A 13015-nucleotide genomic window follows, 5' to 3' on the forward strand; every position below is an offset into this window, starting at 1 on the left:
CCCAGAAAGCCAGAGCCGCCCTAATCCCGCCTGGCGATGCGCCTGGGGGCCAATCATGGTGGTCGGCAGAAAGCTCACTGCCCTCACTTCGAGGCCATGCTCCGCGGAGCAGCCGACTACTCGCTCGCGGGCTGCCCGTAGTAGTCCGGGCCAAGCTCGCGAAAGGATCGTTGTCCCCGCGCGCCGACTCAAGAAAGGCGTATACGCCGTATCGCTCTTCGCTGTCGACATGATCGAGGTAGCTGGGCGTATGCCGCGTCAGCCTTGAAATAGCAGGCAGTCAGAACACGCGGGCTAGTGCCCCATCGTCACCCCTGGCTTTCATGTCTGACACTAGGTGCATCATGTGCTCATGAGCGACGAAGCTGAGCCTACGAAGGGCAAGACCTGGTACGAACGTGACTATCCGGTTGTGGCAGCAGCGGTCTCTATCTGCCAGGAGAATCGATTCAACCGCGCCATGACCAAGGACGTCGCCCTCGCGGCGTGACTACAACCTGTCACCTATCCGTGCAGCAGACCCCAGTTCTCGCCTGGCCACGCCGAGGACGTACGCCTGACGCACCCCTCAACCTTCTCTGCAGTGGATTGTCAGACGGTCAGGGCACGATGCCGCTATGAGAGTTTCTGATGGCATTGACCTAGCAGCAGAGTCGGCACCACGACGAGTACTCCGCGCGATTGGGATCGCTATTGCGCTCGTCGGATTATCACCTACGGGCCGTGAGTGGGTCGCCCACATGTTCACCTGGTACGTCAAGGACAAGGCGGCGGGCATCCTCGAACAGTTCGCCCCGGTGTTCAGCGGGATCATTGTCCACCCCTAAGCACGACCGCGGGTGTCCGCCCGGTAGACACCGAGCGCAGGGCCGAAGGACAGGTGGACGGTGCATTTCGACGGGAACGATACGACGGGAGACGGGGCACTCGTCCCTCATTCAGTTCACTCCCAATATATACTCCTTTTATGGACAATCTGGTTTCTCCGCCCCCGAACCCCGACGCAGCTCGCCTCATGGCCGCGGCCAGCTCCTTCATCCGCACCGCTGCCCGCACGACCGACCATCACCTACCCACTCTCGCAATGAGCGCGATGGCTCACCTTGAACGCCTGGGCAAAGCGCGCATTGGCGAACTGGCACGGTTGGAGCGGATCACTCAGCCTGCGATTACCGTTGCGATCAGGAAGCTCGAGGCGGCGGAACTGGTGGTGCGCAGCTCGGACCCCTGGGACGCGCGGGCTTGCGTTCTGTCGCTCACCCCGGCCGGGGTTGCCGAACTGGCCGCGTTCCGCGCCCGCGCGGACGAGACCATGTCGGCCGCGTTAGAGGGCCTCGCGGAGGCCGACCGCCAGAGGCTGACTGATGCAGCCGAACTGCTGGAGCTGCTCACCGACCGGTTCCCCGCCGCGTACTGGGAACACAGCCGCCGATAGCCCCCGGGCAAAGGCCGCAGCCCGGCTGCCTTCCGGCAGGTTGGGGCCAGGACCGGCCAAGTGGATTGGGTCAAGGCCCACGGTTATAGTGCCAAAAGTGGCGGACGCCGCCGAGGCGCACAATCGCTGCGCTACTCGGCGGCGTCCGCCACCAACAGACCCGCGCTCGACGCGCGGTTCACGTACTGCTACCCGAGCACCCGACCCATCGCTACGCGAGTCAGGACGCCCGCCGCCTACTTGTACAGGTCGGGCTTTTCGGGGATGTTGATCTCGACGCGGCGCTTGTCGTGCAACGACGCCAGCGCTGCCTCGCCCGTAATGTTGGCAATGTAGCCATCCCAGGCGGTCGGGATAGCTGCGGGCCCGCCAGTGCGCGCGACCGACTGGAAGAACGCCTTGAACTCTTCGTTGTACGACTCTTCGAAGCGGGCGGTCCAGCTGGGGTCAATTTCCCGGGTGATAGCCAGGTTCTTGCGGATCTCGGGCATGGCGGGGTCGGGCAGCGCGACGATCCCGGACTCCCCTACCAGGCGGCACTGGATGTCGTAGCCGTACTGGCAGTTGATGTTGATTTCGACGGTGATGATCGCACCGGATTCGGTCTCAACGATTGCCAGCTGCGGTTCGTCCAGGTCGGGCGCCGGGTTAAGCGAGTTGCGCTTGCCGATCTTCATCTCGATCGCCGCGTAGTTTTCGCCGAACAGCCACTGCATGACGTCGATCTCGTGAATAAACGTGTCAAGGATGACGTCATCGGTCTTGTAGTAGCTGGTGGCCGGCGCCGCGTTGTAGTGGCGGCAGTTCGACAGCAACAGGGATCCGATTTCGCCAGATTCGACGATCGCCTTGAGCCGGCGGTATCCGGGGTCGTAGCGGCGGTTGAAGCCGACCTGCACGAACCGGCGGCCGGCGGCGACCTCGGCGTCAACGATCTTGCGGGATTCTTCCGACGTCTTGGTCAGCGGCTTTTCGGTGAGCACATTCTTGCCAATTTCGATGCACCGCAGAATCGGCTCCAGGTGAGCGTCATTGCGGGAGGCAACCACAACCACGTCGATTGCGTCGTCATCGATCAGTTCCTGCGCGGATCCGTAGACCTTCGCATCTACCTCGAAGTCGCTTACAGCCTTGCGGGCGGCCTCGTCCACAACATCAAATACGCCAGCGACGCGTCCCCCCGCAACTGTGTTGCGCACCCGCTCAATGTGATCGCGACCGATCGACCCGCACCCAATAAATCCAACGTTCAACATGTCAATTAGACCCTTCTAAAGATTATTTCGGCGAACCGTCACGGTTCGCCATCTGCCTTAGTTCTTGGTGACACCGATCAGGACGCCGCCGATAGCGACCAGCGCCAACCCGGACAAAACGTAGATGAGTTCCTTCTTGGTCTTGCGTTCCTCCAGGATCAGCAACCCACCCAGCGTCGCGACGATGACGTTCATCTGCGATAGCGTCCACCCGACGGCGGCACCGTTGCGCTGCACCGAAATCAGCATGGTGAGGTTTGCCGCGGCGAAGCAAATACCGGTGAGCATGTTGGCCCAGCTCTTCTTGCCGAATACGCCGACTTCCCGATCGGTGGCCTCGCCCTTCTTCGACTGCATGTAGGCGATGATGATCGTCGTGATCACCATGACAACCGCCTGCGGGAAGAGCAGGTCAAGGGCATCGACTTTGAAGATCAGACCGGCGGTCGCGTAGAACACGAACGCAAGCGAGCTGAGCAGCAGGATCGAAAAACCCTTCTTGATGTTCGAAGCGTTGTCGATCTCCCCGGTTTCCGCGCCCTTTTCGCGGAAGGTCGTCATCCACACGCCGATGACCAAGAGCAGCAGGGCGGGCAGGCCCACGCCGAACTGCCACCCGTTCTTCCACTCGTGGAAGAACAAAACGCCGACCAGGGTCGTGCCGAGCAGCTGAGTTCCAGTCGAGATCGGCATCGCGCGCGATACGCCCATGAGTTCGAACGAGCGGATCTGCAGGATCTGTCCTAGCGCCCAAGGAATACCATTGAGCAGCGCCGCCAAGATCAGCGAGGCCGTCCAGGCGTTCGCCGACGGTGGGCGAATAATGAGCACGGCCACGGCCACGACGAATGTCGTCAGCACCATACCCATCTGCTTGTTGGCGGTCCGACCACCGACTTTTTGCATGACTATGCCCTGAACGCCCCACCCCAGCGCCGGCACCAGTCCGATCAGAATATCTGACATCGTTGTCTCCCTCTGCCACAGCAATGCCCGGACGCCGGGCCGTAGATTCATCGTTCCAGGATTCATGGGATGACCGTAGGGCGAGAGTCCTATATTTGGCCCATCGGACGCAAACAAAACCGCCTTTATGTGCGCATTCAGAGTCCCGCAGTCGTAATGGAAGGCAATTGGCGACGAGGCCCGCCCCCCGCACACCCGGCCTTCGAACTAATGCGGCACCCGCGAAGCGCGCCACCCCCGCCACAATTTGCTGCTCTCGCTCACGCCAAGAAGCGGAATCGGGAGTTTTAGATATTAATCCGTACGCGGGTGCCAACCTCGGTGGCGCTTGTACTGGGTTCGGCTACAAAGCACCGCAGCCACTAACCACCCACCACGACCCGGCGTGCGCGCACCGCGGCAGCGAGTTCCCGCAACAAAGCTGCCGTGTCATCCCAGCCGATGCACTTGTCTGTTATGGACTTTCCATAGACCAAGCCGCTCGGCGCGGGCGCTTGGTTCCCGGCCTCGATGAAGCTTTCGAGCATGATCCCGAAGATCCCCTCGTTGCCGGCCGCGATGGAGGCGGCGAGTTCCCGCGCCACCTCTGCCTGCCGCACCTCGGACTTTCCGGAATTTCCGTGCGAGGCATCGACGACCAGGCGGGGGGGCAGTCCACCAGCGACACCGAGCTCATTGGCGGCCGCGACGGAGGCATCATCGTAGTTGGGGCCGTGGGCGCCGCCCCGCAATATGATGTGGCAGTCGGGGTTCCCTGAGGTTTCCACCGCCGCCGCGCGCCCTTGCGGATCGATCCCGAAGAAGACGTGAGAACTCGCCGCTGTGATACAGCCGTCGACCGCCGCCTGCACGGACCCTTCGGTCGCGTTCTTGAAGCCGACCGGCATGGACAGCCCGGACGCTAGCTGCCTGTGAACTTGGCTTTCGGGGTTCCTGGCCCCGATTGCACCCCATGAAACCGCGTCAGCGATGTACTGGGGGCTGGTTGGCTCCAAGAACTCGTTAGCGGCCGGCACGCCCGCGGCCAGGACATCGAGCAACACCCGGCGGGCCAACCGCAGACCCTTGGTGATGTCGTGGCTCCCATCCAAATTCGGGTCGTTGATCAGGCCCTTCCAGCCGACGGTGGTGCGCGGCTTTTCAAAGTAGACCCGCATCACAACGACCAGGTCGTCCTGCAACTGAGGGATCATGGCAGCGAGTCGCTGCGCGTAGTCGATTGCAGCCGCTGGATCGTGAATCGAACACGGGCCGACGACAACAACCAACCGGTCGTCATCTCCGTGCAGAACCGCACGGATGTCGTCGCGGCCTCGCGCCACGACATCGGATGCTGCGTCGCCCAGTGGTAGCTCGGCCAGCATCTGCGCCGGGGAGGGCAGTGCCTCCAGGGCGCGAACGTGCAAATCGGACGTTATGGCTGGGGCGTTCATCGGTGTTCCATTCTTCAGCGGTCGGACTGCGGTTGAGGTCGGTCAGCCCGGTGCGGCGCTGTGACTCGCGGAGCCCGTCTGACATGACGAAGGGCCCGGCACGCAACTTGCGGCCAAGGCCCTGGTGGCTCCGGGTGGATTGTGGTCAGGCGCTCACCTGCACGGCTCCACCGGGAGCCTGCATAAAGCGATACCAACGATTTCCGGTCACGCCAACATCGTAGCACCGATCGCAACAATGGCTTTCAACCCCGAGTTTTGCGAAAAGAGCACACCCGGACCTTTTGCAGCGCCACGGCGCGGGTCGGTCGGTGCCCCCCTAACGTTCCAACACGACGGACGCCTCCGAGGTGTAATCCAGGAAAGTGAACGATTCTTGCAGGTAGAGCTCGATCTCGGTCGCGGTGTGCGCCAAGTACCCGATCGACACGTCCTGCCCCAGCGTGAGCTCCAGGTCCCCGCCGCGCGTTGTGACCAGATATCCGCCGGTAATCGCCGGGGCCCACACGACGCGCTCGACCAGGCGTTCCAAAAGCTCGCGGATCGGATACCCATGGTCGCGCGTTTCCGACACTTCGGTGTAAAGATCCGCATCGAGCACAAGCGCGTAAGGGCCATCCACGCCCGCCAACCGCAGCACCGTCAGCGCCTTTGCTACCGTATCGGGAAGGTCGCGAGGATCCTGCGGAAGCTTGACGGGAGCGTTGCTGGACCCGGCACGGATGCCGCGGATCTGGGCTTGCGAGTACCCCTCAAAGATTGCCTTGTCTTCGGCCCGCGCCAGCAACGCCGCAGCGTCCTTGACCGGCTGCCAATCCGAATCGTTCGCTCCGCGCAACACGTCATCGACCGCCTCACGGGTCACGGTGAACGGCACGCGCAACTCGACTAGCGGAGCCACCTGCCGCAACCGGCTCGTGATGCCCGCGGCGGGCGGTTCGATGCCACGCAGGTGCCCGGTGCTGCGCGCGGCCTCGTCTTGGCCAACCGGCCCGACCACATCGACGATCCGCCGCCCCGCAACGTTGCGGGTGAAAGTCCGCTGCGCCTCTTCGGCGATTTGTTGCCAGGCCAGATCCGTAATCGGCGCAAGCCATCGGTGCAGATTCGACGCTCCCACGGTGGGCGTTTCCAAGTTTGATCCCTGATCGGTCATTTCCGGTCTCCCTTCAGGCTGCCGATACCGAGCGATTCGGTTTCGGTTCGAGATAGCGCCGCAACGCTGCCAGCCGCGCCCGCGCCCGCGCTGGCTCGCGTGGCCCCCGCCAGAGCGTTTGGCAGGTCCTCTAATTGATCCAACGTTGGCACGTAGAAAACTGTTCCGGTTTGCGCAGTCGAAACGTCCAAGATTCGGTCGTAATTGCCGGCCGGCTCGCCCACAAACATGCGCTGCAGCATCAATTCGGTGACCCACAGCTTGCCCGAGTACGCAATGTAGAACGTTCCGTACTCGCCCGTAGCCGGGTCGCCGAACGCCATGTTGTCGCGAAGGATCGCTTCCTCGGAACCGTCCGGTCCGGCGATCGTATTGAGGCTGACATGCGAATTCGACGGCTGCTCGTCATCGCCAAGTTCAATGTCATCGACCTTGGTGCGACCTATGACCCGCTCTTGCTCCTCCGTCGAGAGCGAGTTCCAGGCCGCCAAATCGTGGACGTATTTTTGCACGACGACGTAGCTCCCCCCGGCGAAGCCGGGGTCCTCGTCCCTATCGATGAGGGCCGCCCGAACAGCGGATCTGCCGGTCGGGTTCTCGGTTCCGTCGACAAATCCGAGCAGATCGCGCGAATCGAAATACCTAAATCCGGTCGTGGACGATGCGACCGTGACGCTTCCGCCGAACGCCGCGAGCGCCTGCCGCACCAGTTCGAATACCAAATCCTGGCGGTTGGCGCGCACGTGCAACAAGATGTCGCCGCTCGTTGCGGGTGCGTTGTGAGCTGCGCCGCGGATTGGCACGAATTCATGCAATTCAGATGGACGAGGCCCGCCCTCCCCATGGATGCGATCCCACAGCGCGGAACCGATACCCGCGATGCAAGAAAGGTCGGCGGCCGGCTCCCTGAATCCGACGGATCGCACCAGCGCGTTGATGTCCGAAACGGTCGCAACCGCCTCCCGCAGGTCCGCGTCGGCGGGCCCCACCTCAAGGACTACGAACATCGCGGAGGTGGTAAGTGGGGTGACGATCGCCTGCGATTCCGGAATGTCCGCGGGGGGCTGGTCGGCAGATGTCGTCGCGTCGAGTGGCACGCATCAAGCCTAGGCGCAATCGCGCGCCGATGCGTGGCTACTCGCGGACGCGCCACCCGGCAGCGACGATAAGGGCAGCTAGTTGCACCCGGTTTCCGGCCTCCGACTTCGCCAGAATGGTTACCAGGTGCGACTTGACTGTGGTCTCGGACACAAAGAACTCCCTGGCGATTTCGGCGTTGGTCTTTCCCTGCGCCACGGCGACCGCGATTTGGCGTTCGCGTTCGCTCAGTTCCTGTAGTCGCGCGGCAGCCTCGCGTTGATGGCGCGTCCCAGCGGAATTGCGCACAGACTCGATCACCACGCGCGCCGCGCGCGGCGACAGCGCCCCGTTGCCGGCCGCCACCTGCCGAACCGCCTCGATGATCTCTTCGGGTCCGGACGTCTTCGCCAACAAGCCATCCGCGCCCGCGGTCATCGCATCCATGATCGCTGCCTCGGTGTCGAATGACGTCAATGCGATTATCCCCGGCGGGTTGTCCAGTTCCAGGACGCGCTTCGTCGCTTCGATGCCGTCCATCCGTTCCATCCGCAGGTCCATCAGCACAACGTCCGGACGCATGGAGCGCACCAACGCAACCGCCTCGTCGCCGTCGCGGGCGACCGCGGGCACCTCGATGCCGGCAGATTCCAGGATCCTCTTCAGTAACTGCAACGTCAACGCATCATCGTCAATGATCGCTACGCGTATCACCGCACGCCTCCATTCCCGACTTCCGCGGGTCTCCAGGGCAGCCCCGCCCGCACCACCCACATGTCGTGCTCGACACCCGCGCGCAGGTCGCCGCCCAACGCCCTGGCGCGTTCTTGCATCCCCATGATCCCGGAACTGGCGCCGACGGCGCTGCGGTGCCCCTTTTCCAACCACGAGGCGACCACCACGGTAATTCCGTCCTGCGGCCCCCCGACTACCGTGACCGTGATGGGCGACGACGGCGCGTGTCGCACCGCGTTGGTTACGGATTCCTGCACGATTCGGTAGATAGCGCTCGCGGCGGTCGAGGCCAAGGCATCCGCGCCGCGAATGTCGATGTGGTCCTGGATGCGGATGCCGGCGCGGCGGGACTCGTCGATAATCCTGCTCAAAGCGCTGGGGGGCGTTGCGGCACCCGCATAGCCGTCGACGGTGCTATCGCGCAGGCTGCCTATCAGCGAGCGCAGTTCACCGAGCCCGCGATTGGCAAGCTGACGCACGGCGCGCGCGCTTTCTATGGCGGCGGGGTCGGATGTGCCGACCTCAAGGGCGGAGGCGTGCAGCGAGATCACCGAGAGCCCGTGCGCTACGGTGTCGTGCATTTCGCGGGCGATCAGATCGCGTTCCTCTTGCCGCTCGATTTGGCCCCGCAGTTGTGCGGCGACGTGTTCCTTCTGGGCCGCGTCGGCGCGGTAGCGCCGCACCAGGGCAATTGTCAGCGCCACCGCCCACACCGCCACGGCGACGGCTATGTAGCCGGTCCCGGTCAGCACGGTTTGGTGCCCGGTCGTCATTGAGTAGGAAAAGATCTTGTGCTCATCGGGGCGCAGCCAGTCGTGAAAGAATGCCATGGCCGTAACGACGCCGCCGAATGCCCCAGCGGCGATGGCCTTGGGCCGCGAAGCCTGCGGGATGAACCACACCATGGCGATCAGAGTCCCCAGCGGGTCCAGCGGCAGGATCACGGCGCCGGCACCGACTGCCGCCATGACGGTCCCCGGGTGGGTCTTGCGCCACTTCATCGCCTGCCCCGCGCCGAAAGCCGCGATGAAGGCCACCATGCCCAGCGCTCGCTGCGTAGTCATCGGCGCGTCGGGGCCCGCCGCCACGGCGTAGGAGGAAAACAAGATTCCCGCCAGCGTCACCAGCGTGATAATTCCGCCGTTCTTGGTCCTGCGCTGGGGCGGCGCACCCACGGCGATCCCGGATTGTGCGCGGTGGCCCGACCTCGGCGGGTTCCCCGGCTGCGCGGCATACCCACCCGGCCCCGGCTGCGCGGCATACCCACGCGGCTCCGGCTGCGCGGGCGTTGGGTGGCGGTTAGTGGGCACACACTGACGCTACCGAACCGGACGCCGGTAGTCGATCCACCGATCGATTCCGAATTACACCCAGCGTTCCATCGACCGGTCAGCCACTGCGCCCAGATGGACGATGAACACATCGTTGCAGGTCAGTAGCGTTCCCGTGTAACCACACGTACCGACGATTGGAATTTTCATGAGTTCGAATATGCCGTTCCCGGAACCCGGCCTGCAACCGCCGACAAGCTTCGCGCCGCCCCAAACGCCACCCCCGCCGCCGCCTCCTCGCAAGAACACGCTGGGCCTGATCGCCCTCATCGTGGCGATAGTTGGGGTCATCTTCGCCTGCGTGCCCGGCGCCCTGATTATCGGTTGGGTTCTCCTTCCCGTCTCCTTGGTGCTGGGGGTCATCGGCGCCGTCCAGAAGGACAGCCCCAAGGGGACTTCAATCGCCGCAATCGTTGTCGCGATCGTGGGCGGAGGCGTCGCCGCGGTTGTCGCGATTGCCCTGGTCGGGAACGCCGTGGGCAAGGCCATTTCCGCGGCGGCTCCCAGCGCCAGCACCTCCGTGTCGGCCGAAGCAACGACCGACGCGACGACCGATTCACAGCGAAACGACCCCGACACCGGCGCAAGCGGCGAGGATACCGATAATCCCGACGATTCCGATGCGGCCGGGGAGACTTCCGCGGACCGGGGAACCTCGCGCGACACCCCGGCGCCGATCGGCACGAAGCTCACCACCGACGACTGGAAGATCACGGTGAAGAAGGTGACGCTCGACGCCGACAAGCAGGTAGCGAAGGCAAACATGTTCAACGACGAACCGAAGAAGGGCTCGGTCTACATTCTGGTTTATGTCACCGCGACCTACACCGGCGACGACGACCAGGGCTCGATCCCGTGGGTCAGCGTCGACTACATCACCGCAGACGGCACCACGATTTCGGGCACCGACTCGCTCGCGGTGGCGCCCAAGGCGTTCAATCGCATCGACGCGGTCTACCCGGGCGGCAGCGTCAAGGGAAACTTTGTGTTGGAGGTCCCCAAGAAGGGCGTCGGAGACGGGGTTCTAGCGATCACCCCCCAGCTGTTTGCCGACAAGGTGTTTATCGCGGTCAAGTAGCGCGTTCGGGGCGGGCCAACCTGCGCCCGCCCCGTTTCGCGATTGCCCGAAACACGGAGGGTTTAGCCTAAAGCTATGCAGATCACAGTCATTGGCGCGGGGGGCTTGGGCGCTTACTACGCCGCCGTCCTGCAACGCTCCGGGTCCTCCGTCCAGCTCTTCGTCACGCCTCGTCACCTGGCACCGATCAGGGATCACGGCATCAAACTGACAACAGATAGCGACGAGGCCTCCGTCTCCCCTGCGGCGGTAACCGATCAGGTCCGCGACCTGGCGCAAACGCCCATAGTCATCAACACGGTCAAGACCTACCAGTTGGACTCGTCGATCGCGGCCACGCGCGCGTCCCTGCTTCCCGACGGAATAGTGCTGACGCTCCAAAACGGAGTGACGTCGCCGGGTCGCCTGCGCGCGGCGTTGGGGGACAACCTGGTGGTTCCCGGCCTGACCGGGATCGTCTCCGCGATCGAGTCCCCCGGGCACGTGCGCCAGCGCGGGCCCCAGCCCTTCATCACCATGGGTGATAGGCCGCTTGGGGAGGCGGGGGCCTCGTCCCAAAAATCGCGAATTATCCAGGAATTGGTGCAGCGCCTCAAGGAGGCGGGCGTTGCCGCGGACGCGACGGGGGACATTACGCGCGAGCTCTGGAAGAAATTCATGCTGATCTGCACCATGTCCGGGGTGGGCACGCTGTGCAATGCCCAGCTGGGCGAATGGCGCGATTTTGGCCCGACTCGCGAACTGCTGCTGCAATCCGTCCGCGAGGTGCGCGCCGTCGCCAATGCGCACGGCATCATGGTCACGGACGGCGACGAGCGGCAGATTATCGGGCAGCTCGATCGGGCCGCGGCGGCAGCGACCGCGTCAATGCAACGCGATCTCATGGCCGGGCACACCTCCGAACTCTCCGAGCAATCGGGGGCCGTGGTTCGGCTCGCAGCGGAGGTCGGGGTTGCGGTGCCGCTGCACACGACCATCACGCGGGTGCTGTCGCTGCATGCGCACCGCGGGCACGTGTGACGAAGATGGCGGGCACTGCCCGCACCGGGCCCGGGTACTAGCCGCCGGATCGCTGGCAGTCCACGCATAGCCGGGCATAGGGCCGCGCCGCCAGGCGGCCCGCGCCGATCGGCTTTCCGCAGTATTCACAGGCCCCGAAGGTCCCGGCGTCCAACTTGGCGAGCGCGCGATCGATTTCGTCCAGGCGGGCGCGCGCGCCGCGGGCTATGCTGGACGCCTGCGCGCGCTCGAACCCGATAGTTGCGCCCTCCGGGTCGTGTTCGTCATCGCCGTTGGAGCCCCGCGAGGCCTCGATCAAGGAGCCGATATCGCGTTCGCGGGCAACCGCGGCGGTCAGCGCATCCGCGCGCGCCGCGCGCAGTAGCGCTGGATAGTCGGGCTCCATCACACCATTGTCGCAGTGGATGGACCCGATTCGCGTACCGGCCGGCGCCGCTTGCTAAGCCACGATCCGGTCGGCGACCAGTTGCGCGATCTGGACCGCGTTGAGCGCAGCGCCCTTGCGCAGATTATCGGACGAGATCACCATGACCAGCCCGCGGCCTCCCGGAACCGATTGGTCTTGGCGGATGCGGCCCACCAGCGACGGGTCGATTCCGGTCGCTTGCAGCGGGGTTGGCACGTCCACCAGGTGCACGCCCGGCGCGCCGTCCAACAGCGCGGTGGCTTCTTGCGGGGTGATGGGCTGCGCGAACTCGGCGTGCACGACGAGGGTGTGACCGGTGAAAACCGGAACGCGGATGCAGGTTCCGGCGACGGCAAGTTCGGGTATTTCCAGGATCTTGCGGGATTCGTCGCGGAGCTTTTGTTCCTCGTCGGTCTCGCCGCTGCCATCATCGACCAGGTTCCCGGCGAGCGGCACGACGTCGAAGGCGATCGGGCGCACGTAGACCTTGGGCTCCGGTAGGGTGACGGCGCCTCCGTCCAGCGTCAGGCCCAGCAGGTCCTGTTCGACGCCGCGGCGGATCTGTGATTCGAGTTCGCGAGCCCCGGCCAGACCGGATCCGGACACTGCCTGGTAGGTCGAAACCCGCAGTCGTTCCAGTCCGCGCGCATCGGCAAGCGGTTTGAGTACCGGCATCGCGGCCATGGTGGTGCAGTTCGGATTAGCGACGATCCCCTTGCGCGCCTGGTCCAGAGCGTGCGGGTTGACTTCGGAGACCACGAGCGGAACGTCGGGGTCCAGGCGCCACGCGGACGAGTTGTCGATGACGGTGGCACCCGCTTCGGCGAAGAGCGGCGCATACTGCTTGGAACCGGCTCCGCCTGCGGAGAACAAGGCGATGTGGATACCGCGCAAGTCATCGACCGTCGCCTTCGCGACGTCTTCGACAACGACCTTGCCATCCCGCCATGGCAATTGCGTTCCCGCGGAACGCTGGCTGGCGAAAAAGCGGACGTCGGCCACGGGGATGGTGGACTCGTTCAATAATGTCCGCATGACCGTGCCAACCTGGCCCGTCGCGCCGACGACGGCTACGGTGAGACCTTCACTTGGCTGCTGCTGGATATTCACGGTCATGCCTCT

14 protein-coding genes are annotated in these 13015 nt (G+C 64.3%); 5 read left to right on the top strand and 9 right to left on the bottom strand.

Translation table 11 applies throughout. The features are described 5' to 3' along the window. Positions 1–352 precede the first annotated feature (352 nt). From FB389_RS10460 to FB389_RS05430, 3 genes are all read left to right on the top strand, one after another. Complete coding sequence (locus tag FB389_RS10460; RefSeq protein ID WP_170207887.1) at positions 353–490, top strand: hypothetical protein; 138 nt, start codon at positions 353–355, stop codon at positions 488–490. 127 nt (positions 491–617) lie between these two features. Then, entirely contained in the window at positions 618–827 is a 210-nt protein-coding gene (locus FB389_RS05425) for a hypothetical protein (RefSeq protein ID WP_142111718.1), read from the top strand. 140 nt (positions 828–967) lie between these two features. After that, positions 968–1435 (top strand): MarR family winged helix-turn-helix transcriptional regulator, encoded by a 468-nt coding sequence (locus tag FB389_RS05430; RefSeq protein WP_142111719.1) that lies wholly within the window; start codon positions 968–970, stop codon positions 1433–1435. A 236-nt stretch (positions 1436–1671) separates the two neighbouring features. Here FB389_RS05430 and FB389_RS05435 read toward each other — a convergent pair whose 3' ends face one another. The 7 genes from FB389_RS05435 to FB389_RS05465 form a co-directional block, all read right to left on the bottom strand. After that, the gene (locus tag FB389_RS05435; protein WP_142111720.1) at positions 1672–2691 is read right to left on the bottom strand and encodes a Gfo/Idh/MocA family protein; all 1020 of its coding nucleotides are present in this window, start codon (positions 2689–2691) and stop codon (positions 1672–1674) included. A 57-nt stretch (positions 2692–2748) separates the two neighbouring features. After that, entirely contained in the window at positions 2749–3657 is a 909-nt protein-coding gene (locus tag FB389_RS05440; RefSeq protein WP_142111721.1) for a GRP family sugar transporter, read from the bottom strand. 362 nt (positions 3658–4019) lie between these two features. Further along, entirely contained in the window at positions 4020–5090 is a 1071-nt protein-coding gene (locus tag FB389_RS05445) for a 3-deoxy-7-phosphoheptulonate synthase (protein WP_142111722.1), read from the bottom strand. A gap of 319 nt (positions 5091–5409) precedes the next feature. Beyond that, the gene (locus FB389_RS05450; protein WP_142111723.1) at positions 5410–6246 is read right to left on the bottom strand and encodes a family 1 encapsulin nanocompartment shell protein; all 837 of its coding nucleotides are present in this window, start codon (positions 6244–6246) and stop codon (positions 5410–5412) included. After that, positions 6243–7343: a Dyp-type peroxidase gene (locus FB389_RS05455; RefSeq protein WP_246043538.1), complete on the bottom strand. Its 1101-nt coding sequence runs from the start codon at positions 7341–7343 to the stop codon at positions 6243–6245. The genes FB389_RS05450 and FB389_RS05455 overlap by 4 nt, the downstream gene beginning before the upstream one ends. 37 nt (positions 7344–7380) lie before the next feature. After that, a complete protein-coding gene (locus FB389_RS05460; protein WP_211344958.1) occupies positions 7381–8037 on the bottom strand; it encodes a response regulator transcription factor in 657 nt (218 codons plus the stop codon). Beyond that, complete coding sequence (locus FB389_RS05465; protein ID WP_142111725.1) at positions 8034–9368, bottom strand: histidine kinase; 1335 nt, start codon at positions 9366–9368, stop codon at positions 8034–8036. Before FB389_RS05465 ends, FB389_RS05460 begins: the two co-directional genes overlap by 4 nt. Positions 9369–9537: 169 nt before the next feature. Here FB389_RS05465 and FB389_RS05470 point away from each other — a divergent pair, with 169 nt between their 5' ends. Continuing rightward, positions 9538–10467 (top strand): hypothetical protein, encoded by a 930-nt coding sequence (locus tag FB389_RS05470; protein WP_142111727.1) that lies wholly within the window; start codon positions 9538–9540, stop codon positions 10465–10467. Between the two features lie 75 nt (positions 10468–10542). Next, a complete protein-coding gene (locus tag FB389_RS05475) occupies positions 10543–11487 on the top strand; it encodes a ketopantoate reductase family protein (RefSeq protein WP_142111729.1) in 945 nt (314 codons plus the stop codon). A gap of 37 nt (positions 11488–11524) precedes the next feature. On the opposite strand, the gene FB389_RS05480 is transcribed toward FB389_RS05475, so the two are convergent. Next, entirely contained in the window at positions 11525–11872 is a 348-nt protein-coding gene (locus FB389_RS05480; protein WP_142111731.1) for a TraR/DksA family transcriptional regulator, read from the bottom strand. 54 nt (positions 11873–11926) lie between these two features. Then, entirely contained in the window at positions 11927–13009 is a 1083-nt protein-coding gene (locus FB389_RS05485) for an aspartate-semialdehyde dehydrogenase (protein WP_142111733.1), read from the bottom strand. Positions 13010–13015 lie beyond the last annotated feature (6 nt).

The organism is Rarobacter incanus (assembly GCF_006715765.1).
GTDB classification, from domain to species: domain Bacteria; phylum Actinomycetota; class Actinomycetes; order Actinomycetales; family Cellulomonadaceae; genus Rarobacter; species Rarobacter incanus.